The sequence below is a fragment of the Tepidimonas sp. genome, assembly GCF_036825565.1.
In the GTDB taxonomy this organism is placed as follows: domain Bacteria; phylum Pseudomonadota; class Gammaproteobacteria; order Burkholderiales; family Burkholderiaceae_C; genus Tepidimonas.
This window is the reverse complement of record NZ_DAISXZ010000020.1, coordinates 1-23,659: the sequence shown is the minus strand read 5'-3', so window position 1 is coordinate 23,659 and position 23,659 is coordinate 1. Positions and strand designations below refer to the sequence as shown.

At 71.5% G+C, this 23,659-nt stretch carries 16 protein-coding genes and 2 pseudogenes; 5 read left to right on the top strand and 13 right to left on the bottom strand.

The features are described from left to right. Positions 1-19: 19 nt before the first annotated feature. From V7026_RS04575 to V7026_RS04520, 12 genes are all read right to left on the bottom strand, one after another. The gene (locus tag V7026_RS04575) at positions 20-367 is read right to left on the bottom strand and encodes a hypothetical protein (RefSeq protein ID WP_334154105.1); all 348 of its coding nucleotides are present in this window, start codon (positions 365-367) and stop codon (positions 20-22) included. A gap of 14 nt (positions 368-381) precedes the next feature. Further along, a complete protein-coding gene (gene uvrA / locus V7026_RS04570; protein WP_334154104.1) occupies positions 382-6,177 on the bottom strand; it encodes an excinuclease ABC subunit UvrA in 5,796 nt (1,931 codons plus the stop codon). Positions 6,178-6,265: 88 nt separating this feature from the next. Continuing rightward, positions 6,266-6,709, bottom strand: coding sequence for a universal stress protein (locus tag V7026_RS04565; protein ID WP_334154103.1), 444 nt, complete (start codon positions 6,707-6,709; stop codon positions 6,266-6,268). A gap of 106 nt (positions 6,710-6,815) precedes the next feature. Beyond that, positions 6,816-9,677 carry a molybdopterin-dependent oxidoreductase gene (locus V7026_RS04560; RefSeq protein ID WP_334154101.1) on the bottom strand — a complete coding sequence of 954 codons (2,862 nt, stop codon included), beginning with the start codon at positions 9,675-9,677 and terminating at the stop codon, positions 6,816-6,818. Beyond that, positions 9,674-11,434 (bottom strand): NAD(P)H-dependent oxidoreductase subunit E, encoded by a 1,761-nt coding sequence (locus V7026_RS04555; RefSeq protein ID WP_334154100.1) that lies wholly within the window; start codon positions 11,432-11,434, stop codon positions 9,674-9,676. The genes V7026_RS04560 and V7026_RS04555 overlap by 4 nt, the downstream gene beginning before the upstream one ends. Positions 11,435-11,606: 172 nt before the next feature. Continuing rightward, positions 11,607-11,849 carry a DUF1289 domain-containing protein gene (locus tag V7026_RS04550; protein ID WP_334154099.1) on the bottom strand — a complete coding sequence of 81 codons (243 nt, stop codon included), beginning with the start codon at positions 11,847-11,849 and terminating at the stop codon, positions 11,607-11,609. Positions 11,850-11,858: 9 nt separating this feature from the next. Further along, entirely contained in the window at positions 11,859-12,365 is a 507-nt protein-coding gene (locus V7026_RS04545; RefSeq protein ID WP_334154098.1) for a YbaK/EbsC family protein, read from the bottom strand. Between the two features lies 1 nt (position 12,366). Further along, the gene (locus tag V7026_RS04540; RefSeq protein WP_334154097.1) at positions 12,367-13,299 is read right to left on the bottom strand and encodes a hydroxymethylglutaryl-CoA lyase; all 933 of its coding nucleotides are present in this window, start codon (positions 13,297-13,299) and stop codon (positions 12,367-12,369) included. An 18-nt stretch (positions 13,300-13,317) separates the two neighbouring features. After that, the gene (locus tag V7026_RS04535) at positions 13,318-14,238 is read right to left on the bottom strand and encodes a 2-hydroxyacid dehydrogenase (RefSeq protein ID WP_334154096.1); all 921 of its coding nucleotides are present in this window, start codon (positions 14,236-14,238) and stop codon (positions 13,318-13,320) included. A 59-nt stretch (positions 14,239-14,297) separates the two neighbouring features. Further along, positions 14,298-16,343: an acetyl/propionyl/methylcrotonyl-CoA carboxylase subunit alpha gene (locus tag V7026_RS04530; RefSeq protein ID WP_334154095.1), complete on the bottom strand. Its 2,046-nt coding sequence runs from the start codon at positions 16,341-16,343 to the stop codon at positions 14,298-14,300. 13 nt (positions 16,344-16,356) lie between these two features. Beyond that, on the bottom strand, positions 16,357-17,136 hold the full coding sequence (locus tag V7026_RS04525) for an enoyl-CoA hydratase/isomerase family protein (RefSeq protein WP_334154094.1): 780 nt from the start codon (positions 17,134-17,136) through the stop codon (positions 16,357-16,359). A gap of 14 nt (positions 17,137-17,150) precedes the next feature. After that, positions 17,151-18,758 carry a carboxyl transferase domain-containing protein gene (locus V7026_RS04520; RefSeq protein ID WP_334154093.1) on the bottom strand — a complete coding sequence of 536 codons (1,608 nt, stop codon included), beginning with the start codon at positions 18,756-18,758 and terminating at the stop codon, positions 17,151-17,153. Positions 18,759-18,833: 75 nt separating this feature from the next. Between V7026_RS04520 and V7026_RS04515 the strand changes: the two genes are divergently transcribed. Beyond that, on the top strand, positions 18,834-19,934 hold the full coding sequence (locus V7026_RS04515; protein ID WP_068606917.1) for an AraC family transcriptional regulator: 1,101 nt from the start codon (positions 18,834-18,836) through the stop codon (positions 19,932-19,934). On the opposite strand, the gene V7026_RS04510 is transcribed toward V7026_RS04515, so the two are convergent. Beyond that, the gene (locus V7026_RS04510; protein WP_068607090.1) at positions 19,910-20,329 is read right to left on the bottom strand and encodes a YchJ family protein; all 420 of its coding nucleotides are present in this window, start codon (positions 20,327-20,329) and stop codon (positions 19,910-19,912) included. The two genes, V7026_RS04515 and V7026_RS04510, sit on opposite strands and share 25 nt — an antisense overlap. Positions 20,330-20,462: 133 nt before the next feature. Here V7026_RS04510 and V7026_RS04505 point away from each other — a divergent pair, with 133 nt between their 5' ends. From V7026_RS04505 to V7026_RS04490, 4 genes and pseudogenes are all read left to right on the top strand, one after another. Next, positions 20,463-21,476: a sulfate ABC transporter substrate-binding protein gene (locus tag V7026_RS04505; protein ID WP_334154092.1), complete on the top strand. Its 1,014-nt coding sequence runs from the start codon at positions 20,463-20,465 to the stop codon at positions 21,474-21,476. A 2-nt stretch (positions 21,477-21,478) separates the two neighbouring features. Beyond that, positions 21,479-22,516, top strand: a pseudogene (locus V7026_RS04500) (methionine ABC transporter ATP-binding protein). After that, positions 22,509-23,186 (top strand): methionine ABC transporter permease, encoded by a 678-nt coding sequence (locus V7026_RS04495; RefSeq protein ID WP_334154091.1) that lies wholly within the window; start codon positions 22,509-22,511, stop codon positions 23,184-23,186. The pseudogene V7026_RS04500 and the gene V7026_RS04495 overlap by 8 nt, the downstream one beginning before the upstream one ends. 42 nt (positions 23,187-23,228) lie before the next feature. Further along, positions 23,229-23,477, top strand: a pseudogene (locus tag V7026_RS04490) (MetQ/NlpA family ABC transporter substrate-binding protein); the annotation flags it as partial. Between the last annotated feature and the right edge of the window lie 182 nt (positions 23,478-23,659).

The window sequence follows — 23,659 nt, the reverse complement described above, 5'->3', positions numbered from 1 at the left end:
CCGCCGGGGTTGATGCGCGTCAAGATCCGGGGCCGGGGTCGACCTGGACGTCGCAATCGCACCCGCGGCCCGCGGCGATCCAGCGCGCCAACACCGGCCGTGCCAAAGCCGACAGCCCACGGCCCCACGGCCCCTGCCCCCAGCCCAGCACATCCCCGGGCGCGGCGACGGCGCCGCAGCGGTAGCGGCGCTCGGCCTCGACCCAGCGCAGGGCCACGCAGGGGCCGCGTCGGCGGCGGCTGAGCAGTAGGCCGATCGGGCACGGCTCGATCAGGCAGCACACGCCGCAACCGTTGCACGGCGCCCCCCAGGCCGGCTTGGCCGGGGCGTCCGGCTCGATCCACACCACACGCTCGGGGCCGTTCATGGGGCGATGCGCGCTCAGGCACCGCGCGACAGCACCGCGGCCAGGGCCTGACCGGTGTGGGTACCCAGGCGCACCAGATCCTCGGGGGTGCCGGCGCCGACCAGGCGACCGCCGCCCGCGCCCCCCTCCGGCCCCAGGTCCAACACCCAGTCGGCCTCGGCGATCAGGTCCAGGTCGTGCTCGATGACGACCACGCTGTGCCCCGCATCGACCAGCCGGTGCAGCACGCGGATGAGCTTGTCCACATCCGCCATGTGCAGGCCGACGGTGGGTTCGTCCAGCACGTACAGGGTGTGCGGCGCCTTCTGGCCGCGGCGGCCGACGTCGTCACGCACCTTGGTCAGCTCGGTCACCAGTTTGATGCGCTGGGCCTCGCCGCCCGACAGCGTGGGGCTGGGCTGGCCCAGCGTCAGGTAGCCCAGGCCGACGTCGCGCAGCAACTGCAGCGGATGGGCGATCGACGGCATCGAAGCGAAGAAGTCCACCGCCTCGTCCACCGACAGGGCCAGCACGTCGCCGATGGACTTGCCGCGCCAGGTGACGGCCAGCGTCTCGGGGTTGAAGCGCGCCCCGTGGCAGGCCTCGCACGGCACCTTGACGTCGGGCAGGAAGCTCATCTCGATGGTGCGCAGGCCCTGCCCTTCGCAGACCGGGCAGCGCCCCTCGCCAGTGTTGAACGAGAATCGCCCCGGCCCGTAGCCGCGCGCTTTCGCCTCCAGCGTTTCGGCATAGAGCTTGCGGATGGTGTCCCAGAAACCGATGTAGGTGGCCGGGCAGGAGCGCGGGGTTTTACCGATGGGGGTCTGGTCCACCTCCAGCACGCGGTCCACGGCCTCGGCCCCTTCCAGACTGCGGCAGCCGGTCCAAACGATGGCGCGCGCGGGGGCCTCCGCCGCCCGCCGCCGGGGTTGGGCCAGCGCGGCGGCCAGATTGGTCAGCAGCACGTCGCGGGCCAGCGTGGATTTGCCCGAGCCGCTGACACCGGTGACGGCGACCAGCCGGTGCAGCGGGACGGTGACATCCATGCCCTGCAGGTTGTGCCGGCTTGCGCCACGCACCACCAGGGCCGGTCCGTCCGCGCTCACGGGGCGGCGCGCCTGCAGCGGGTGGCGAATGGCCTGCGCCAAGTAGCGCCCGGTCTGGGAGTCGGCGGCCGCCATCACATCCTCGATGCGCCCCTGGGCGACGACCCGGCCACCCAGCCGCCCCGCGCCGGGGCCGATGTCGATCAGGTGATCGGCGCGGCGGATGGTGTCCTCGTCATGCTCCACGACCACCAGGGTGTTGCCGTGCTGCCGCAGCGCATGCAGCGCGTCGAGCAGGATGCGGTTGTCGCGCGGATGCAGGCCGATGGTCGGCTCGTCGAGCACGTAGCACACCCCCTGCAGATTGGAGCCCAGCTGCGCGGCCAAGCGGATGCGCTGCGCCTCCCCCCCCGAGAGGGTGGGCGCGCCGCGGTCCAGCGTCAGATAGCCCAGCCCCACCTGCAGCAGAAAACGCAAGCGGCTCTCGATCTCGGGCAGCAGATCGCGCGCGATGTCGGCCTCGCGCGCGGTCAGCGTACCGGGCTGCCGCAGTGCGCGCACCCAGTCCAGCACCTCGCCCACGCTCAGGCGCGCGATGTCGGTGATCGGTCGGTCGTGGAAACGCACGGCGCGCGCCACGGGATTGAGCCGCGTGCCGCCGCAGGTGGCGCAGGGCTGGTCGCCAAGGTCCTCCAGATCGGGCTCGGCAAAGGTCTGCTCGCGCCCGCGGTGGTCGTCGTCGCGCTGGCTGTCGTCCAGCGCCCGGCGCTGCTCGCGCGTGAGCTGCACGCCAGTCCCCACGCAGTCGGGACACCAGCCGTGCTTGCTGTTGTACGAGAACAGGCGCGGGTCGAGCTCTGCATAGCTGGTGGCGCACACGGGGCAGGCGCGCAGGGTAGAGTACACGGCCACTGTGCCCAAGCCGCGGCCGGTGCCGCCGGCCTCGAGCGCCGCGGCCAAACCCTCGATGCCCGCCAACACATGCACCACGCCTTTGCCGTGCTGCAGCGCCTGCGCCAGCGCTGCGCGCAGCTCGCCCTCGGCCGCCGGCGTGACGGCGACGGTGGCCACGGGCAGCTCCAGCGTGTGCTCCTTGAAGCGGTCCAGGCGCGGAAAACCCTGTGTGGGTAGAAACTCGCCATCCACCCGCAGGTGGGTGTGGCCGCGCTGGGCGGCCCATTCGGCCCACTCGGTATAGACCCCTTTGCGGTGGATGACCAGCGGCGCCAGGATGCCCAGCGTCTGCCCCCGGTGGCGCTGCATGAGCTGTGCCAGGATGCTGTCTGGCGTCTGCGGCTGGACGGGAGCGCCGTCGTGCACGCAGTGCTGCACCCCCAGCTTGACGTAGAGCAGGCGCAGGTAGTGCCAGACCTCGGTCACCGTGCCGACGGTGGACTTGCGCCCGCCGCGCGAGAGGCGCTGCTCGATCGCCACGGTCGGGGGGATGCCCCAAACGGCATCCACCTCGGGCCGGCCGGCCGGCTGCACGATGCTGCGCGCATAGGCGTTGAGGCTTTCCAGGTAGCGGCGCTGTCCCTCGTTGAACAGAATGTCGAACGCCAGGGTGGACTTGCCCGACCCGCTGACACCGGTGATGACGGTGAAGCGCCCGCGCGGGATGTCCACCGACAGATCGCGCAGGTTGTGCTCGCGCGCGTGCACGATGCGGATGGCCGGCGGCGCGGACGCGGGTCGCGACACGGGCGCGGGCGGTGCCGGGCGCGGCTCGCGGGCGGCGGTCGCTTCGCCCAGGGCCTCGGCGTACTCGCGCAGCGCCTGGGCGGTGTGGCTCGTGGGGTGGTGGCGCAACTCCTCGGGCGGGCCGGCGAACACCAGCGTGCCCCCGCCGTCGCCGCCCTCCGGCCCCAGGTCCAGCACCCAGTCGGCGGCGCGGATGACGTCCAGGTTGTGCTCGATCACGACCAGCGAATGGCCTGCCTCCAGCAGCTTGCGCAGCGCGCGCATGAGCTTGGCGATGTCGTCGAAGTGCAGCCCCGTGGTGGGTTCGTCGAACAAAAACAGCGTCCCGCGCGCCCGCGCCGGCGCCTTGCCCGCCCAGGGCGACGGCGCGGGCGCGGCGGCCGTCGTGCGGGCGCGGCGCGGGCGCGGCTCGGCGGCCGCGGCGGCGGCCAGATGGCCGGCCAGTTTGAGGCGCTGCGCCTCGCCGCCGGACAGCGTGGGTACCGGCTGGCCCAGCCGCAGGTATTCCAGCCCCACGTCCAGCAGCGGCTGCAGCGCGCGCATGACGTCGCGGTCGCTAGCAAAGCAGTGCGCGGCCTCGGTGACGGTCAGCTCCAGCACGTCTGCCACGCTCAGCCAACGGCCTGCGCGCTCGATGGTCACCTCCAGTACCTCGGGGCGGTAGCGCCGCGCCTGGCAGTCTGGGCAGCGCAGATACACGTCGGAGAGGAATTGCATCTCCACGTGCTCGAAGCCGGAGCCCCCGCAGGTGGGACACCGCCCGTCGCCACTGTTGAAGCTGAACTTGGCCGCCGTGTAGCCGCGCTGCTGCGCCAGCGGCGACTGCGCGAACAGGGTGCGGATGGCGTCCCAGGCGCCGACGTAGCTGACCGGGTTGGAGCGCGCCGTCTTGCCGATGGGCGACTGGTCCACGAAGACCACACCCTCCAGGTGATCGGCGCCGAGCAGCCGGTCGTGCGCCCCGGGGGATTCGGTGGCCTGGCCGAAGTGGCGCAGCAGCGCAGGCGCCAGAATGTCCTGCACCAGGGTGGATTTGCCCGAGCCGCTGACCCCGGTCACCACCACCAGCCGCTGCAGCGGAAAAGCCACGTCCAGCGCGCGCAGGTTGTGCTCGCGCGCGCCTTCCAGGATCAGGCGGGGGGTGGACTCGGTGACCCGGCGCTTGACGCCAAAGCCGATTTGCCGCCGCCCCGACAGGTACTGGCCGGTGAGCGTGTCGGCGCCGCGCAGTTGCGCCGGCGTGCCATCGAACACGATGCAGCCGCCGCGCTCGCCGGGGCCGGGGCCCATGTCGAGGATGCGGTCGGCGGCCAGCATCACGGCCGGGTCGTGCTCCACCACGACCAGGGTGTTGCCGGCGTCGCGCAAGCGGGCCATGGCCTGGTTGATGCGGGCCATGTCGCGCGGATGCAGGCCGACAGAGGGCTCGTCCAGCACGAACAGGGTGTTGACCAGCGAGGTGCCCAGCGCCGTGGTCAGGTTGATGCGCTGCACCTCGCCGCCGGAGAGGGTGCGGCTCTGGCGGTCCAGCGTCAGATAGCCCAGCCCCACATCGCACAGGTAGCGCAGCCGGGCGGTGATCTCGTCGTACAACAGCGCCTGGGCCTGGCGCTCGCCTGCCGGCAGTTCGTACAGCCGGGCCTGCAGGCCCTGAAAGAAGCGGCGCAGGCGCTCGATCGGCAACCCCACCAGGTCGTGCAGGCACAGCCCGGGCAGTGCCTGCAGTTGCGCGTCGCTCCAGGCCACGCCGCGCGGGCGAAAGCGCCGCTCGGGCGGCAGCACGGCATCCGCATCGGCGCGCGACCCAATGCGCCAGAGCAGGCTCTCGGTCTTGAGGCGCGCGCCGCCGCACGCCGGGCACTCGGTGTAGCTGCGGTATTTGGACAGCAGCACCCGGATGTGCATCTTGTAGGCCTTGCTCTCCAGGTAGTCGAAGAAGCGGCGGATGCCGTACCACTGGCGCTTCCAGTCCCCGGTCCAGTGCGGCGACCCCTCCAGCACCCAGCGCTGCTGCTCCGGGGCGAGCTGGTACCACGGCGTGTCGCGCGGAATGCCTGCCGCCTCGGCATGGCGCATCAGGTCGTCCTGGCACTCCTGGTAGGCCGGGGTCTGGATGGGTTTGATGGCACCCGCGCGCAGGGTGAGTTTGTCGTTCGGGATGACCAGGCCCCAGTCCACCCCGATGACGCGGCCGAAGCCGCGGCAGGTCTCGCAGGCTCCGGCGGGCGAGTTGAACGAGAACAGCGACGGCCGCGGGTCGGCGTAGCGGATGTCGCTCTCCGGGCAGTGCAGCCCGGTGGAGTAGCGCCACAGGGCCGGCTCGGCCCCGTCCGCCAGCGCATACACGGTCAGGCGCCCGCCGCCGCGCTTGAGCGCGGTCTCCACCGCCTCGGCCACGCGTGCCGGATCGGCGCTGCCGATGCGAAAGCGGTCCGCCACCACGTCGAGCCGGCGGCGCTCGCCCACGGTCTGCTCGGCCTGCACGCGGGTGTAGCCGCTGGCGGACAGCCACTGCTGCACCTCCTCGTCGCGGGTGCTGGCGGGCAGTTCGACGGCGAAGGTCACGACCAGGCGCGGATCGCCAGCGGCGGCGGCCCGCGCGTGCAGATCGGCCACGATGGTCTCCACCGTGTCGTGGCGCACCGGCAGGGCGGTGTCGCGGTCGAACAACTGGCCGGCGCGGGCGAACAGCAGCTTCAGGTGGTCGTTGAGCTCGGTCATCGTCCCGACCGTGGAGCGCGACGAGCGCACCGGGTTGGTCTGGTCGATGGCGATGGCGGGCGGCACGCCGTCGATGCGGTCCACCGCCGGCTTGTCCATGCGGTCCAGAAACTGCCGCGCATAGGCCGAGAAGGTTTCGACGTAGCGGCGCTGACCCTCGGCGAACAGGGTATCGAAGACTAGGCTGGACTTGCCCGATCCGCTCGGGCCGGTGACGACGGTGAGCTCGCCCGTGCGGATGTCCAGATCGATCTGCTTGAGGTTGTGCTGGCGCGCGCCGCGGATGCGGATGACGCCCTGCAGGGGCGCGCCCTCCTCGTCGTCGCGGGTCGGATCGCTGGTCTCGGGCAGGCGGGCGGACATGGCGGGGTGCGGGGCTGGCAATGGGAGCCGATCATTCTAGGCACCCCGCCGTAACCCCGCGCGGCCCCCACCGCGCGGGGCGGCGGCATCAGGCCTGGGGCTTGACGATCAGCACCGGCACCTTGGCGTGGGTGAGCACCTTCTGCGCGACGCTGCCCAGGATGAGCGCCTGCACGCCCTTGCGGCCGTGCGAGCCCATGACGATCAAGTCGCAGGCCTCGGCCTCGGCGGTCTCCAGAATGCCTTCGTAGGTGACGTTGCGCTCGATGGTGTCGCCGGAGAAGGCCACGCCGCGCGCGGCGCAGACCTGACGCAGATCGTCCAGCGCCTTGCCCGCCGCGGCCTGCGCCTCGGCCAGATAGGCCTGCAGTCCCACGGCCGAGGCGTCGCCAATGCCGATATAGGGGAAGGGGTCGATCACATAGACACCCACCACCTGGGCGCCGTGCTGGCGGGCGAGATCGGCCGCCAGTTCGCCGGCGGCGTGCGCCAGCGCCGAGCCATCGACGGGAACGAGGATCTTCTTGAACATCGGTCGGTCTCCTGCAATAGGGTGACGGCATCTTAGCCCAGCCCGACGCCACGGCAACCGGGTGACTGGCGCCGGCGCGGGTGGCGCGCCGGTTCCTTGCGGTGAGTCAAACGGTGGCGGCCGCCGCCACCGGCTCGATCGCCACCGCGCAGTGCTTGACCTCGGCGATCTTGGCCACCGGGTCCAGCGCCGCGATCGTCAGCAGGTTGGCCGCCGCCTCGGCGTAAGCAAATGGCAGGAAGGCCGCACCGTCGGGCACCGCCTCGTCGGAGCGCGTGGCCACCGTGACGCTGCCACGCCGCGTGCGCAGCCGCACCGGCTGGCCCGCGCGCAGGCCCAGCCGCGCCAGCAGCGCCGGGTGCAGGCTGACGTGTGGTACCGGCTCCAGCGCATCCAGCACGGCGCTGCGCCGCGTCATCGCGCCGGTGTGCCAGTGCTCGAGCTGGCGGCCGGTGATCAGCACGTAGGGGTAGTCGGCGTCGGGCGGCTCCGCCGGTGGGATCAGCCGCGCCGGCACCAGCCGCGCGCGCCCGTCGGCGGTCGGGAAGTGCTCGGTGAAGACGATCGGGCGGCCGGGGTCGTCCAGGTCGGCCACCGGGTGCGTGACGGCACCGACGCGCAGCAGCCGCGCCCACGTCAGCCCGGCCAGCGCCGGCATCAGGCCGGCCATCTCGTCGAACACGCGGCCAATGCCGCTGTCGGGCTCGGGTGCGCCGCCCAGCGGGTCGATGCCATAGTCCCAGTCCAGCCCCAGGCGGCGCGCCAGCTGCTCCAGGATCCAGGCATCGGCGCGCGCCTGTCCGGGCGGGGCCAGCGCCGGGCGGCCCAGCTGCACCAGTCGGTCGGTGTTGGTGACGCTGCCGGTCTTCTCTGGCCAGGCGGTGGCGGGCAGCACCACTTCGGCCAGCGCCGCGGTTTCGGTCAAGAAGATGTCGATCACCACCAGGTGCTGCAGCCGCGCCAGCGCGGCGCGCGCGTGCGCCAAGTCCGGGTCGCTCATCGCCGGGTTCTCGCCCTGGATCAGCATCGCGCGGATGCGGCCCTCGTGCGCGGCGTCGAGGATTTCCACCACCGTCAGTCCCGGCTCGTCCGGCAGCGCGCCGGGCGGCAGGCCCCAGGCGGCCTCGGCGGCGGCGCGCGCCAGCGGATCGGCCACCCGGCGGTAGTCCGGCAGCACCATCGGGATCAGCCCGGCGTCGCTGGCGCCCTGCACGTTGTTCTGGCCGCGCAGCGGGTGCAGCCCGGTGCCGGGGCGGCCGATCTGGCCGGTCAGCAGCGCCAGCGCGATCAGCGCGCGCGCGTTGTCGGTGCCGTGGGCGTGCTGCGCCACCCCCATGCCCCAGAAGATCATCGCCGCCGGCACCGTGGCGTAGGCCCGCGCCACCTCGCGCAGGGTGGCCGCGTCGATGCCGCACACCGGCGCCATCGCCTCCGGGCTGAAGGCCTGCAGGTGCGCACGCAGCACCTCGAAGTCGCCCGGGTGCACGCGCTGCGCGACGAAGGCCTGGTCGACCAACCCCTCGGTGACGATGACGTGCAGCAGCGCGTTGAGCAGTGCCACGTCCGTGCCCGTCTGGAACGCGAGCGTGCGCCAGGCGTGGCGCGCCAGCTCGGTGCGGCGCGGGTCGGCCAGCACCAGCCGCGCGCCGCGGCGCACCGCGTTCTTGATCCAGCTCGCTGCCACCGGATGGTTCTGCGCCGGGTTGGCGCCGATCAGGAAGATCAAGTCGGCGTGCGCGCAGTCGCGCACCGGGTTGCTGACCGCCCCGCTGCCGATGCCCTCCATCAGCGCCGCGACGCTGGAGGCATGGCACAGCCGCGTGCAGTGGTCGACGTTGTGGGTGTCGAACACGCTGCGCAGCAGCTTCTGAAACAGGTAGGCTTCCTCGTTGCTGCCCTTGGCCGAGCCGAAGCCCGCCACCGGCACCGCGCGGCCGCGCAGGCCCTGGGCGCGCGCCGCGTCGCGCACGCGCGCCAGCCCGGCGGCGGCGGCGTCCAGCGCCTCCTCCCACGTGGCGGGTCGGAACTGCGCCAGCAGCGTGGCGTAGTCGGCGCGCCCTCGCGGACCGCGCGTCAGAATGGCCGGATCCTTGGGGGCATCAGCGCGGCGGATCAGTGGCGTGGTCAGGCGCTGCGGGTGATGCACATAGTCCATGCCGAAGCGGCCCTTGACGCACAGCCGGCCGTCGTTGGCCGGCCCCGGCGCGCCATCGACGCGCTCGAGGCGACCGTCGCGCACATGCAGATCCACCGTGCAGCCGACGCCGCAGAACGGGCACACCGAGCGCACCACGCGCTCGGCTCGGCGTGCGTAGGCGCCGTTGGCCGGCGCCAGCGCACCGGTCGGGCAGGCCTGCACGCACTCGCCGCAGGCCACGCAGGTGCTGTCGGCCACGCGGTCACCCTGGTCGAACACGATGCGCGCGTGCCCACCACGGCCGGCCAGGCCCAGCACGTCGTTGCCCTGCACGTCGCGGCAGGCGCGCACGCAGCGCGTGCACTGGATGCAGGCGTCCAGCCGCACCGTGAACGCCGGGTGGCTGGCGTCGGGCGCGGCGTGCGCCTGCACCGCCCCGCGCGCCGGCCAGCGGCCGGCCGCCGCACCGGTGCGCCGTGCCCAGTGGGCCAGCTCGCTGTCCAGTTTGAGCCCGGCGCTGGCCGGCGCATCGGCGAGCAGCAGCTCCAGCACCGTGCGGCGCGCGCGCACGGCGCGCTCGCTGTCGGTGCGCACCTGCATGCCGGGTTGCGGCGCGCGGCAGCACGAGGCCGCAAGCGTGCGCTCGCCCGCCACCTCGACGACGCAGGCGCGGCAGTTGCCGGCCGGCGGCAGGCCCGGCCGGTGACACAGGTGCGGCAGCTCCACGCCGACGCGGCGCGCCACCTCCCACAGCGTCTCGCCCGCCCGGGCGGTCACAGCGCGGCCATTCAGCGTGAACTCGATCGCGGCGGCCTCGGCGGGAGCTTTCATCGCGTCACCTCATGGGGAAAGAATCGCAGCACGCTGTCGAACGGGTTGGGCGCGGCCTGCCCCAGCCCGCAGATGGAGGCCTCGCGCATCGCCTGCGACAAATCGGCCAAGCGTAGGGGGTCCCAGACCTCATCCTGCAGCAGCGCCACCACCTGCGCCGTGCCGGCGCGGCACGGCGTGCACTGGCCGCAGGATTCGTTCGCGAAGAAGCGCAGCAGCGACACCGCGGCGTCGCGCGCGCGGTCGGCCTGCGACAGCACCACCACCGCCATCGAGCCGACGAAGGCGCCGTGCACGGCCAGCGTGTCGAAGTCCAACGGTTCGTCGGCCAACGCCGCCGGCAGGATGCCGCCAGAGGCGCCGCCCGGCAGGAAGGCATACAGCTCATGGCCGTCGGCCATGCCGCCGGCGGCTTCGATCAGCTCACGCAGCGTGGTACCGGACGGGCGCAGATAGCAGCCGGGCCGGCGCACGCGGCCGCTGACGCTGTAGCGCCGCCAGCCGGCCCGGCCGCGCACGCCGCCGGCGGCCCAGGCCGCCCCGCCGTCGCGCAGCACCGTCGGCAGCCACCACAGCGTCTCGACGTTGTGCGCCAGCGTCGGGCGGCCGAACACGCCCCGCTGCGCGACGATCGGCGGGCGCAGGCGCGGCAGGCCGCGCTTGCCTTCGATCGACTCGATCAGCGCCGACTCCTCGCCGCAGATGTAGGCGCCGGCGCCACGGCGCAGCTCGATCGCCGGCCCGCCCGCCGGCAGCAGCGCGCACGTGCCGTCCAGGCGTGGGGCATCGGGATCGCCGAAGGCGTGCGGGTGGCGCTGCTGCCAGACGGAAAGCCGCTCGCGCAGGGCCCGCAGCTCCTCCTCCAGCAGCGCGTGCACGTCGGGGTATTCGTCGCGTACGTAAATCCACAGATGGCGCAGACCCACGGCGGCGGCGGCGATCACCATGCCCTCCAGCGCCGGGCGTGGGTCGTGCGCCAGCAGGTGGCCGTCCTTGAAGGTGCCGACCTCGCCCTCGTCCACGTTGACGACGCCGTGGCGCGGTCCCGGCTGACCCGCCACCGTGACCCACTTGCGCCAAGCCGGAAAGCCCGCACCGCCCAGGCCGCGCATACCGCTGGCCTCGAGCTCGCGCAGCACGTCGATGGGACGCAGCTCGCCGCGCAGCAGACGCTCCAACTGTGCGTAGTCGTGCGGCTGCGGCGGCGCGCCGTGCGCCGGGGCTCGGCGCGGGGCGGTCGCCCCGGCGCGCGCCAGTTCGATCACCGCCTCCTGCTGCGCTGGGGCCACCTGCCGCCGGCCGACGCAAGCCGCCGGCGCCTGGTGGCACTGGCCGATGCAGGGCACCGCTTCCACCGCCACACCAGCCTCGCCGGCCAGCGCGGCGCGCACGCGCGCCAGCAACCCTTCGCCGCCCGCCAGCGCGCACGGCAGGCTGGTGCAGACGCGCACCGTCACGCGCGGCGGCACCTCCCCGTCGTTAAGCACGCGGAAATAGTGGTAGAAGGTGGCGACCTCGTACACCTCGGCCTGGCTCAGGCGCAGCCGCTCGGCCAGCGCCGCCAGCAAGTCGCGCGTCAGCCCGCCCAGTGCGTCCTGCAGCCGGTGCAGGTGCTCAATCAGGAGGTCGCGCCGCGGCTCCAGTCCCGCGCACAGCCGGGCCACGGTGCCGCGGGCCTGCGATGAGGGGGTGCGGCCCTTCGGCGACGGTTGTCCGGCGCGCGGCGCGGGTTGGCCACTGGATGCAGCATGATTCACACCGAGCTCCTCTGCAAGACTTGTACGGGTGGATACCTTCGCCAATTATGAACGATCCTGCATTTCTCGATCATCGGGCTCAGGGCGGCCGCCGATCGGCCCCACCAGCCTCCATCCCGACCCTGCATCGATGACCTCGGCCGGGTCTCGACTGGCCGCTGCGCCGGCGCCGTCAAAGACCGGCCGCCACTTGGCGTGCCTCCACCGCCTGCCAAATACGGCGCCGGGTGGCATCGTCGCTGCCGCCCCAGGCGGCGATCTCGTCCAGCGTGCGCCAGCAGCCGGCACACAGGCCGGTGGCGCCGTCCATGCGACAGACGCCGATGCACGGCGACGGCACCGGCGCACCGGCCGGCTGGCGTCGCAGCGCATCGGCCAGCGAAAGGCGCCGGCGGGCGGGGGAATCCGTCGTCATGGGAGGATGTTAGCGGGCAGTGACATCGGCCACGGGGGCCCCGGTCCATGCCCGCAGTTCCGCCGGGGTCAGCCGGAACACCGCATGCGGATGCCCCGCCGCCGCCCAAATCACGTCAAAGCGAAACAGCTCGGCATCGATCAGCGTCACCGGGGGACGGACGTGCGCCAGCGGTGCTACGCCGCCGATCGAGAAGCCGGTGGCCGCCTTGACGAACGCTGCATCCGCCCGGCCCAGGGATTGGCCCAGCGCACAGACCAGCGGGGCCACCTTGGCCTCGTCCACGCGACGGTCGCCGCTGGTGACGACGAGCACCGCGGCGGCGTCCGGCAGCCGGCGCAAGACGATGCTCTTGGCGATCTGCCCCAACGCCACCCCCAGCGCATCGGCCGCTTGTTGCGCCGTGCGCGCGGCGGCGTCCAGCATCACCGGCTCATGCCCGGCCCCGTACCCCTGCAACGCCGCTGCGACGCGGCGCACCCCCCTGGGCAGCGGCTTGACCTGCGCGCCACACATCTCAGCACCTCTCTGCCGCGGAAGCGCGCTTGGCCAGCAGCGCGCGCCCGGCGCGCGAACCCGTCGGGCGCCCCAACCGTTCGCTGATCCAGGCCCCGGTGTCGGCCAGCGCCTCCAGATCGACGCCGGTGTCGATGCCCAGGCCGTGCAGCAGATAGACCACGTCCTCGGTCGCGACGTTGCCGGTCGCACCTTTGGCATAGGGGCAGCCACCCAGCCCCGCAACCGAGGATTGGAAGTTCCACACCCCCATCAGCAGCGCGGCCAGCGTGTTGGCCAGCGCCTGGCCGTAGGTGTCGTGGAAATGGCAGCTGATGTGGTCGATGTCGTAGTGCGCCAGCGTGGCCTCGATGGCCCGTTGCACCTTCAGCGGCGTGCCCACGCCGATGGTGTCGGCCACGTCCACGCGCTGCACCCCAATGCCCTTCATCAACTGGGCCAGCATGCCCACGCGCTCGGGCGCGATGTCGCCCTCGTAGGGGCAGCCCACGGTGCAACTCATGGCGCCGCGCACGGCGATGCCAGCCTTGCGCGCTGCCTCCACCACTGGCGCAAAGCGCTCGATGCTTTCGGCGATGCTGCAGTTGATGTTTTTCTGGCTGAACGCCTCGCTGGCCGCACCGAACACCACGATCTCGTCCGGCCGGTCGACCAGCGCCGCCTCGAAGCCCTTGAGGTTGGGCGTGAGCACCGAATAGCGCACGCCCGGTTGGCGGGTGATGCCCACCATGACGGCGTGGTTGTCGGCCATCTGCGGCACCCATTTGGGGCTGACGTAGCTGGTGACTTCGATCTCCCGCAGGCCGGCGGCCTGCAGGCGGTGCACGAGTTCGATTTTGACCGCCGCGGGCAAGGGCTGCTTTTCGTTTTGCAGGCCGTCGCGCGGGCCGACGTCGATCAGGCGGACACGGGCGGGGTAGTTCGCGGTACTCATGGCAGAGTCCTCGGTCGTTCAGTAGCCGCGCGCCGGATCGACGACACCGCGGATGGGCTCGCCACGCTCCAGCGCAAGGATCTTGCCGGCGATCTGGGCGATGCTCTCGTCGCGCAGGGTGCGCGCGGCCGTGTGGGGGGTGACGGTGATGCGCGGATGCCGCCAAAACGGGTGCCCGGCGGGCAGCGGCTCGGTCGCGAACACGTCCAGTGCGGCGCCGCTGAGATGGCCGCTGTCCAGCAGCGCAAGGAGGTCGTCCTCCACCAAATGGGCCCCGCGCGCGACGTTGATCAGGTACGCCCCGCGCGGCAGTTGGGCCAGCGTCTGGCGGTTGAGCAGCCCGCGCGTCTCGGGCGTCAGCGGCAGCAGATTGACCAGCACGCGGCTGCGCGCCAGAAACGGAGCCAGCCCGTCCGCCGCATGAAAGCTGGGCACACCCGGCAGTGCCTTGGGGCTGCGGCTGTAGCCGACCACCGGGAACTCGAACATCTGCAGCGCCTGCGCGACGCGCGTGCCCAGCACGCCCAGGCCCAGCAAACCGACGGTCCAGTCGGCGCGCCGCTGCGGTTTGCGAAAGGCCCACCGCCCCTCGCGCTGGGCCACTTCGTAGGCGTCGAACTCCCGGAACTGGCGAATGACCGCATGGCAGACGTACTCCGCCATTTGCACCGCCATGCCGGCGTCGTCCAGCCGCACCACGCGCAGCCCCGGGGGCAAGCGCAGGCGCAGCAGGGCATCGACCCCGGCGCCGATGTTGAACAGGGCGCGCAGGCGCGGCTGCTCGTCGATGAAGCGCTGCGGCGGCGCCCAGACGACCGCATAGTCCGCCGGGGGCGCCCCCGGCGTCCACTCGCTGACGGCGGCGCCGGGCAGCGCGGCGCGCAGGCCAGCCAGCCAGGGCTCGGCCTTGGTATCGGTGCAGCAAAACGTCAGGTGCATGGCCCGCAAGCCTAGCTCAGCCGGCAGGAGCGCGCTGTCGCACTGGGTCAAGCGCCGAGTCAGGCGCTGGCCAGACGCAGCAGTTCGGCCCCATCGGCCACCTGATCGCCGGGCGCATACAGCAGCTCGGCGACGGTGCCGTCGGCCGGGGCGGCGATGGTGTGCTCCATCTTCATCGCTTCCAGCACGGCCAGCGGCTGCCCCTTCTCGACCGCATCGCCAGCCTGCACCAGGAAGGCGACGACCTTGCCCGGCATGGGCGCGGTGAGCCGCCCGCCCTCGGCCGCCGCGTCACCGGCGTGGGCCAGCAGGTCCACCTCGACGATGGCGGCCGACCCCTGCGGGGTGAACAGATGCAGCCGTTCCCCCTGGGCGTAGACGGTGGCGCGCCAGTCCTCGCCGGCAAACGATACCCCCAGCGCCCAGCCGCCCCCGGGCGCGTCGCGCCACGCCAGCGCGCCGGCGGTGGCGGCTTCGCCCTCGCCCACCACCAGCCAGCGGGAGCCGTCGCGGCGCCAGGTCAGGCGGGCCGGCACGGTGTCCTCTCCCCACTGGAAGGCGAAGCGCCGGCTGCGCTCGCCATGGCTGGCAAAGCCGTCGCGCGCGCGCCAGGGGTCGTGCCCCTCGGCACTCGCCTCCTGGGCGGCCTGCGCCTCGGTGGTCAGGGTGTGGGCGACCGCGATCGCCACCGCCGCCGTCAACGAAACCGGCTGCTGGCCAAAGAGGACGGCGGACTCGCGCGCGATGAGCGCCGTGTCCAGCCGCGCCTGCGCGAACGATGGGCTGCGCACCACATGGCGCAAAAACGCCACATTGTTGGCCACGCCGACGATGTGCAACTGCGCCAGCGCCTGGTCCAGCCGCGCCAGCGCCTGCTCGCGCGTGTCGCCGCGCACGATCAGCTTGGCGATCATGGAGTCGTAGTGCGGGCTGATGGTGTCGCCCTCGCCCACGCCGTCGTCGATGCGCACATCCGACACGGCAAAGGCGCTGCACGCCGGCTTGCGGTACACGCTCAGTCGGCCCGTGGCAGGCAGAAACTGGTTGTCCGGGTTCTCGGCGCAGATGCGCGCCTCGATCGCGTGGCCCTGCAGGCGCAGGTCGCGCTGGGCCAGGGGCAGCGGCTCGCCCGCCGCCACGCGCAACTGCCACTCGACCAGATCCAGCCCGGTGATGGCTTCGGTCACCGGATGCTCGACCTGCAGCCGGGTGTTCATCTCCATGAAGTAAAAGCGCATCGCCTCGGGGTGGTCGTACCCCTGTGGCTGCTCGACGATGAACTCCACCGTCCCCGCGCCCACATAGCCGACCGCGCGCGCGGCCGCCACGGCGGCCAGCCCCATGCGCTCGCGCAGCTCCGGCGGCATGCCGGGGGCGGGGGCCTCCTCCAGCACCTTCTGGTGGCGGCGCTGCACCGAGCAATCGCGCTCGAACAGGTAGACCGCGTTGCCGTGCGCATCGGCAAACACCTGGATCTCGATGTGGCGCGGGCGCTGCACATATTTTTCGATGAGCACCGCCGCATCGCCAAAGCTGTTGAGCGCCTCGCGCTGGCACGAGGCCAGGGCGTCGTCGAAGGCCTCGGGCGCCTCCACCAGCCGCATGCCCTTGCCGCCGCCGCCCGCGCTGGCCTTGATCAGCACCGGGTAGCCGATGCGGTCGGCCTCGGCCTTGAGCAGGCGCGGATCCTGATCGGCTCCGTGGTAGCCGGGCACCAGCGGCACGCCAGCGGTTTCCATCAGGCGCTTGGACTCTGCCTTCAGACCCATGGCGGCGATGGCCGACGGCGGCGGGCCGATGAACACCAGCCCCGCGTCCGCGCAGGCTTGCGCAAAGCCCTCGTTTTCGCTCAGGAAGCCGTAGCCCGGGTGGATGGCCTGGGCGCCGGTGGCCCGCGCGGCCTCGATGATGCGCTCCCAGCGCAGATAGCTGTCCTTGGGCGCGGCGCCGCCGACGCACACCGCCTCGTCGCAGGCGGCGACGTGACGCGCCTGCGCATCGGCCTCGGAGTACACGGCGACGGTGCGGATGCCCAGCCGGCGCGCCGTGGCAGCCACGCGGCAGGCAATCTCTCCGCGGTTGGCGATCAGAATTTTGTGGAACATGGGGTCGACTCCGTCACGCCAGCCATTGGGGCTTGCGCTTGTGCAGGAAAGACTGGACACCCTCGCGCCCTTCGGCACTGGCGCGGATGTCGGCAATGGCCTCGACGGTGCGGGCCACCAGGGCATCGTCCAGCGGGGCCCCGTCGACGTCGCGCACCAATCGCTTGGCGGCAGCCACAGCCGCCGGTCCGGCGCTGCACAGGGCATGCACGATGGCGTCCACCCGGGCGTCCAGCGCGTCGGCCGGCACCACCTGGTGCACGAAGCCGATGCGCAGCGCCTCGGCCGCGTCGAAGCGCTCGGCCGTCAGAAAATACCGGCGCGCCGCGCGCGCACCCATGGCGCGCACGACATACGGCCCGATGGTGGCGGGAATCAACCCGAGCTTGACCTCGCTGAGGCAAAAGCCCACGCTCTCCACCGCGACCGCCACGTCGCACGCCGCCACCAGCCCCATGCCGCCGGCGTACACATCGCCCTGCACCCGGGCTACCGTGGGCTTGGGACATTCGTGGATCGTGCGCAGCATCGCCGCCAGCCGGCCGGCATCGGCCAGGTTTTCGTCGCGGCTGTAGTCGGCCATGCGGCGCATCCAGTTCAGGTCGGCCCCGGCGCAAAACGCCGGCCCCTCGGCGGCCAGCACGATGGCGCGCACATCGTCGCGCGCGCCCAGTTCGGCAAATGCCGCGGTCAGCTCGGCGATCACCTCGTCGTTGAAGGCATTGCGCAGCTCGGCACGCGTGAGGGTGACGGTGGCACGGTGGCCAGTCACGGCAACGGTCAGGTTCCCCATGGTCGCCCCCTTGCTCACATGCGGAAGACGCCGAAGCGGGTGTCCGGAATCGGCGCATTGAGTGCCGCCGACAGCCCCAGCGCCAGCACGCGGCGCGTGTCCGCCGGGTCGATGACGCCGTCGTCCCACAGCCGCGCCGTGGCGTAGTAGGGGTGCCCCTGGCGCTCGTACTGCGCGCGGATCGGGGCCTTGAACGCCTCCTCCTCCTCGGCGCTCCAGGTGCCGCCCTTGGCTTCGATGCCGTCGCGCTTGACGGTGGCCAGCACCGAGGCCGCCTGCTCGCCGCCCATCACGCTGATGCGGGCGTTGGGCCACATCCAGAGGAAGCGCGGCGAGTACGCGCGCCCGCACATGCCGTAGTTGCCAGCGCCGAAGCTGCCGCCGATGATGACGGTGAACTTGGGCACCTGCGCGCACGCCACCGCCGTCACCATCTTGGCGCCCGCACGCGCGATGCCGCCGTTTTCGTACTTGCGGCCGACCATGAAGCCGGTGATGTTCTGCAGGAACACCAGCGGCACCTTGCGCTGGCAGCACAGTTCGATGAAGTGCGCGCCCTTGTCGGCGCTTTCGGCAAACAGGATGCCGTTGTTGGCGACGATGCCCACCGGCATGCCTTCGAGGTGCGCAAAGCCGCACACCAGCGTCGTGCCGTAGCGCGCCTTGAACTCGTGGAACTCCGAGCCGTCCACGAGGCGCGCGATGATCTCGCGCACGTCGAACGGCTTGCGCGCATCGGTCGGGATGACGCCGTAGAGCTCCTCGGCCGGGTACAGCGGCGCGCGCGGCTCGCGGCGCGCCACCGGCCAGTCCTTGCGGCGGTTCAGCCGCGCCACCGCCTCGCGCGCCAGCGCCAGCGCGTGCAGGTCGTTCTCGGCCAGGTGGTCGGCCACGCCCGACAGGCGCGTGTGCACGTCGCCGCCGCCCAGATCCTCGGCGCTGACGACCTCGCCGGTGGCGGCCTTCACCAGCGGCGGGCCGCCCAGGAAGATCGTGCCCTGGTTCTTGACGATGATCGTCTCGTCGCTCATCGCCGGCACGTAGGCCCCGCCCGCCGTGCACGAGCCCATCACCACCGCGATCTGCGCGATGCCCTGCGCGCTCATGTTGGCCTGGTTGTAGAAGATGCGCCCGAAGTGGTCGCGGTCCGGGAACACCTCGTCCTGGTTGGGCAGGTTGGCGCCGCCCGAGTCCACCAGGTAGATGCACGGCAGCCGGTTCTGCTGCGCGATCTCCTGCGCGCGCAGGTGTTTCTTCACCGTCATCGGGTAATAGGTGCCGCCCTTGACGGTGGCGTCGTTGCAGACGATGACGCACTCCACGCCCGACACGCGGCCGATGCCCGCGATCAGCCCGGCTGCCGGCGCGTCGTTCTGGTACATGTCCAGCGCCGCCAGCGGGGCGATTTCCAGAAACGGCGTGCCGGGGTCGAGCAGCATTTCGACCCGCTCGCGCGGCAGCAGCTTGCCGCGCGCGGTGTGCTTGGCGCGGGCGGCCTCGCCGCCGCCCTGCGCCACCTGGGCGATGCGGGCGTGCAGGTCGTCGACCAGCGCGCGCATGGCGGCCGCATTGGCCTGGAAATCGGCCGAACGGGGGTTGAGTTGGGTGGCAATGGCGCTCATGGTGGCGCGATTGTCCCGCCGCACGGGCGCGCCGGCCAGCGGGCAAACCCGCCCGAATGGTTGCAGAATGCGCCAATGGCGTCGCGATTTCGCTCCCCTTCCCCCGCACCATCCCGGCCGGCGCCGGTGGCCGCTACGCCGGCTGCTTTCGCGCAGGCCATCGTGGCTGCGTATGGCCGCCGCGGACAGTCGGCCGCGGCGGCGCTGGCAGCGGCGGGGCTGGACGAGGCCGCGCTGGCGGCCCCGGACGCCCGCCTCACCAGCCTGCCCTTCGAGCGCCTGAGCGCCCACGCCATGCGCGAACTGGACGACGAGGCGCTGGGCTGGTTCTCGCGCCGGCTGCCCTGGGGCAGCTACGGCATGCTGGCGCGGGCCTCGCTGACCGCTCCCGATCTGGGACTGGCGCTGGCGCGCTGGTGCCGCCACCACCGCCTGCTGACCGATGACGTGACGCTGACGCTGGAGCGCACCGGCGACACCGCCACGCTGCGTCTGACCGAACAGCGCGCGCCGGGCGCGGACATCGCCGATGCCACGGAACGCGCCACCACCCGCGAGTTCGCCCACGTCTCGCTGCTGCGCAACGCGCTCGGCCTGGCGGCCTGGTTCATCGACTCACGCATCGGGTTGCGCGAGGCGGCCTTCGCCTACCCCGCACCGCGGCATGCCGACGCCTACGCGGTGCTGTTCCCCGGCGCACACGTGGGCTTTGACGCCACGCAGACGGTCGTCACCTTTGACGCGGCCTACCTGGACCAGCCGCTGCGGCGCGACGAGGCCGCCCTGCGCGCGATGCTGCAGCGGGCTGTGGCGCTGATGGTGCACCCGGACCGCCGCGACCGCCTGCTGGTCGAACGCGCGCGCACCTGGCTGCGCAGCCACCCGGACGGCGCCAGCGCTAAGCGGCTGGCCGATGCGCTGCACGTCTCGGTGCGCACGCTGCAGCGGCAGTTGCACGAGGCCGGCACGAGCGTGCAGGACCTGAAGGATCAGGTGCGGCGCGACCTGGCCACCGAGCACCTCCTGCGCACGCGCTGGCCCGTCAAGCGCATCGCTGCCCACGTGGGCTTCGACAACGAAAAAAGCTTCATCCGCGCCTTCAAGGCCTGGATCGGGCAGACGCCGGCCGCGTTCCGGCGCGGGGCGGGCGCTCAGCGCACCTCGCCGTCCACGTAGAACCAGCGCCCACCCTCACGCACGAAGCGGCTGACCTCGTGCAGGCGCTGGCCTCGGCCCGCGATGCGCGAGCGGGCCACGAATTCCACCTCGGCGTGGTCGGCGTCGAGGGCGCGGTGACGCTTCACATCAAGCCCCAGCCAGGTCACCCCAGGCTCCAGCGCAAGCTCCGCCGGCCGTGTGCTGGCGTGCCAGGTGGCCAGCAGGTGCGCCACATCGCCGCGCGCGAAGGCGGTGTAGCGCGAGCGCATCAAGGCCTCGGCGTCCGGCGCCGGCACCGCGGCACCGGGCTCGCGGTGCGGGCCGCAGCACGCGGCGTACGGCCGGGCGCGGCCGCGGGTGTCCTGACGTCCACAGGGGCAGGGGTCATCGGACTGAAACAGCGAAACGGCCATGGCGCCGGGATTGTGTCCGAGCATCGGCCAACAAAATAGATCATTTGGTTATTTATAAATAGAAAAGTATTGGTTCCAATTATTTAAAAAGGCCAGCAACATACCGAGCAACGACATTTCAAGGAGTTGCCCCATGCACCGTCGCCAACTGCTCTCGACCCTCGCCCTGCTGACGGGGATCGGCACAGCGCTGCCCGCGCTGGCCCAGGCCCCCGCCCCGGTCACCCTGCTCAATGTCTCGTACGACCCCACGCGCGAACTCTACGTCGAGCTCAACGCCGCCTTTGCACGCGCCTGGAAGGCGCAGACCGGCCAGGATGTCACCATCAAGCAGTCGCACGGCGGCTCGGGCAAGCAGGCGCGATCCATCATCGACGGCCTGGAGGCAGACGTGGCCACCCTGGCGCTGGCCGGCGACATCGACGCGCTGAACGAGCACGGGCAGCTCATCCCCAAGGACTGGCAAAAGCGCCTGCCGCACAACTCAGCGCCGTACACATCGACCATCGTGCTGGTGGTGCGCCAGGGCAACCCCAAGGGCATCAAGGACTGGGATGACCTGATCCGGCCCGACGTGAAGGTGATCACGCCCAACCCCAAGACATCGGGGGGCGCGCGCTGGAACTACCTGGCCGCCTGGGAGTACGCCAAGCGCAAGTACGGCAGTGACGCCAAGGCCCGCGAATTCGTTGCCAAACTGTATGGCAACGTCCCGGTGCTGGACACCGGCGCACGGGGCTCGACCATCACCTTCGCGCAACGCCAGCAGGGCGATGTGCTGATCGCCTGGGAGAACGAAGCCTACCTGCTGGAAAAGGAATTCGGCACCCGCTTCGACATTGTCGTTCCGTCGCTGAGCATCCTGGCCGAGCCACCTGTCACGGTCGTGGACAAGATCGTGGACCGCAAAGGCACGCGCAAGGTTGCCGAGGCCTACCTGCGCTTCCTGTACACCGACGAAGCCCAGGACATCATCGGCCGCCACTTCTACCGACCGCGCTCGCAGCAGGCGCTGGCCAAACACGCCCGGCAGTTCCCGCGTCTGCCGCTGTTCACCATCGACGAGGCCTTTGGCGGCTGGGCCCACGCCACGCGCACGCACTTCGCCGACGGCGCCTCGTTCGACCAGATCTACACGAAGCGCTGACCATGATCGAACTGCGGGGTATCCACCATTGGTACGACAGCGCCGGCGGACGCGTCCATGCCCTGCGCGGCGTGAACCTGACGGTGCAGCCGGGCGAGGTGTTCGGCATCATCGGCCGCAGCGGCGCGGGCAAGAGCTCGCTGGTGCGCACAATCAACCTGCTCAACCGCCCCACCGAAGGCACGGTCACCGTGGCCGGCCAGGCGTTGACGCAACTGGACGCGGCGGCGCTGCGCGCCGCCCGGCGGGAGATCGGCATGATCTTCCAGCACTTCAACCTGCTGTCGTCGCGCACGGTGTACGACAACGTCGCCCTGCCGCTGGAGCTGGCCGGGCTGTCGCGCGAGGCGATCCGCGCCCGCGTCATGCCGCTGCTGGAGCTCGTCGGACTGGCAGGGTTGGCCCAGCGGTACCCGGCGCAGATCAGTGGCGGACAGAAGCAGCGCGTAGGCATCGCCCGGGCGCTCGCCAATCAGCCCAAGGTGCTGCTGTCGGACGAGGCCACCTCGGCGCTGGATCCCGAGACCACGCGCGCCATCCTGGGCCTGCTGCGCGAGATCGACCGCGAGCTGGGCCTGACCATCGTGCTGATCACACACCAGATGCAGGTGATCAAACAGGTTGCGCACCGGCTGGCGGTGATGGAAGCAGGCGAGATCGTGGAGCAGGGCGACACGCTGACGGTGTTCAGCCAGCCGGGGCATGACGTGACACGGCGCCTGCTGGACGAGGTGATGCCCAGCGAGCTGCCGCCGGCGGTGCTGGCGCGCGTGCGCGCACTGATCCGGGCGGACGGGGCCGGAACCCGGCTGTAGCGCGTGAGCTTTGCCGGCGAATCGTCAGACCGGCCCCTGATCGCAGACCTGGTGCGGCGCTTCGGCCTGGACCTCCACATCGTGCACGGGCAGATCGACGAGGTGCAGGGGCGGCCCTTCGGCAACCTGGCGGTGCTGGCCCGCGGCGCGCAGGAGTCGCTGCAGGCTGCGGTGCGCCACCTGCAGGGTGCCGGCCTGCGCGTGCAGGAGGTGGCCCATGGCTGAGTGGCTCTCGACCCACTTTCCCCCTGCGCTGATCGAGCTGTTTGTCGATTCGCTGGGCGAGACGCTGGTGATGGTCGGCCTGTCGGGCCTGGCCGGTGCCGTGCTCGGCATTCCGCTGGGCGTGCTGCTGCGCCTGACGGATCGGGGCGGCGTGATGGAAAACGCGGCCTTCAACCGCACCGCCGGCGCACTGGTCAATGCCGTGCGCTCCACGCCGTTCATCATCCTGCTGGTGGCGATCATCCCGCTGACGCGGCTGCTGACGGGTTCCTCGATCGGCACGGCCGCGGCTGTCGTGCCCCTGACCGTGGCGGCGGCCCCCTTCATCGCGCGGCTGGTGGAGGCCTCGCTGCGCGAGGTGGACGCCGGCCTGATCGAGGCGGCGCAGGCGATGGGGGCCACCCATACGCAGATCGTCTTCAAGGTGCTGCTGCCCGAGGCCGTGCCCGGCATTGTGGCCGGCCTGACGATCACGCTGGTGAGCCTGACGGGCTATTCCGCAATGGCCAGCGCCATCGGCGGTGGCGGCCTGGGTGACCTGGGCATCCGCTACGGCTACCAGCGCTTCATGCCCGAGGTGATGGCTGCCGTGGTGCTGGTGCTGATCGTGTTCGTGCAGGCGGTTCAGAGCGCAGGCGACTGGCTGGTGCGGCGCCTGAGCCACCGCTGAGCTGGATTTTTCACCCTTCTTTTTTCCGACAAGAGGTCATTCATGCAAAAACGTCACTTGCTTCAATCCGCCGTCGCCCTGGCCGCGGCATGGTCCGTGGGCGGCCCCGCGCTGGCGCAGGACAAGCCCCTCAAGATCGGCGTAACGGCCGGGCCGCACGCGCAGATCTTCGAGCAGGTCAAGAAGGTCGCCGAGAAAGACGGCCTGAAGATCCAGATCATCGAGTTCAGCGACTACGTGCAGCCCAATGCCGCGCTGGCGGCGGGCGACCTGGACGCCAACAGCTATCAGCCCAGATTGTCCATTAGCCATTTTTCGTGATTTTGGCGCAAGCTGTGAGCCTACGCCCAGGCGCTTGGGTGAGGTCGGTTCTAATGGATACCATTAGACAAACGTGTTTTGGATCAGATGGATAGGTAACTGTCATGTCCCGGATGATTATGGGGTCGCTTTTGGAACAAATCCGATCTTCG

Bases quoted from the DNA above. Each gene is read 5' to 3' on its own strand.
- V7026_RS04575 (WP_334154105.1), bottom strand. From the start codon at position 367: ATGAACGGCCCCGAGCGTGTGGTGTGGATCGAGCCGGACGCCCCGGCC.
- uvrA (WP_334154104.1), bottom strand. From the start codon at position 6,177: ATGTCCGCCCGCCTGCCCGAGACCAGCGATCCGACCCGCGACGACGAG.
- V7026_RS04565 (WP_334154103.1), bottom strand. From the start codon at position 6,709: ATGTTCAAGAAGATCCTCGTTCCCGTCGATGGCTCGGCGCTGGCGCAC.
- V7026_RS04560 (WP_334154101.1), bottom strand. From the start codon at position 9,677: ATGAAAGCTCCCGCCGAGGCCGCCGCGATCGAGTTCACGCTGAATGGC.
- V7026_RS04550 (WP_334154099.1), bottom strand. From the start codon at position 11,849: ATGACGACGGATTCCCCCGCCCGCCGGCGCCTTTCGCTGGCCGATGCG.
- V7026_RS04545 (WP_334154098.1), bottom strand. From the start codon at position 12,365: ATGTGTGGCGCGCAGGTCAAGCCGCTGCCCAGGGGGGTGCGCCGCGTC.
- V7026_RS04540 (WP_334154097.1), bottom strand. From the start codon at position 13,299: ATGAGTACCGCGAACTACCCCGCCCGTGTCCGCCTGATCGACGTCGGC.
- V7026_RS04535 (WP_334154096.1), bottom strand. From the start codon at position 14,238: ATGCACCTGACGTTTTGCTGCACCGATACCAAGGCCGAGCCCTGGCTG.
- V7026_RS04530 (WP_334154095.1), bottom strand. From the start codon at position 16,343: ATGTTCCACAAAATTCTGATCGCCAACCGCGGAGAGATTGCCTGCCGC.
- V7026_RS04525 (WP_334154094.1), bottom strand. From the start codon at position 17,136: ATGGGGAACCTGACCGTTGCCGTGACTGGCCACCGTGCCACCGTCACC.
- V7026_RS04520 (WP_334154093.1), bottom strand. From the start codon at position 18,758: ATGAGCGCCATTGCCACCCAACTCAACCCCCGTTCGGCCGATTTCCAG.
- V7026_RS04515 (WP_068606917.1), top strand. From the start codon at position 18,834: ATGGCGTCGCGATTTCGCTCCCCTTCCCCCGCACCATCCCGGCCGGCG.
- V7026_RS04510 (WP_068607090.1), bottom strand. From the start codon at position 20,329: ATGGCCGTTTCGCTGTTTCAGTCCGATGACCCCTGCCCCTGTGGACGT.
- V7026_RS04505 (WP_334154092.1), top strand. From the start codon at position 20,463: ATGCACCGTCGCCAACTGCTCTCGACCCTCGCCCTGCTGACGGGGATC.
- V7026_RS04495 (WP_334154091.1), top strand. From the start codon at position 22,509: ATGGCTGAGTGGCTCTCGACCCACTTTCCCCCTGCGCTGATCGAGCTG.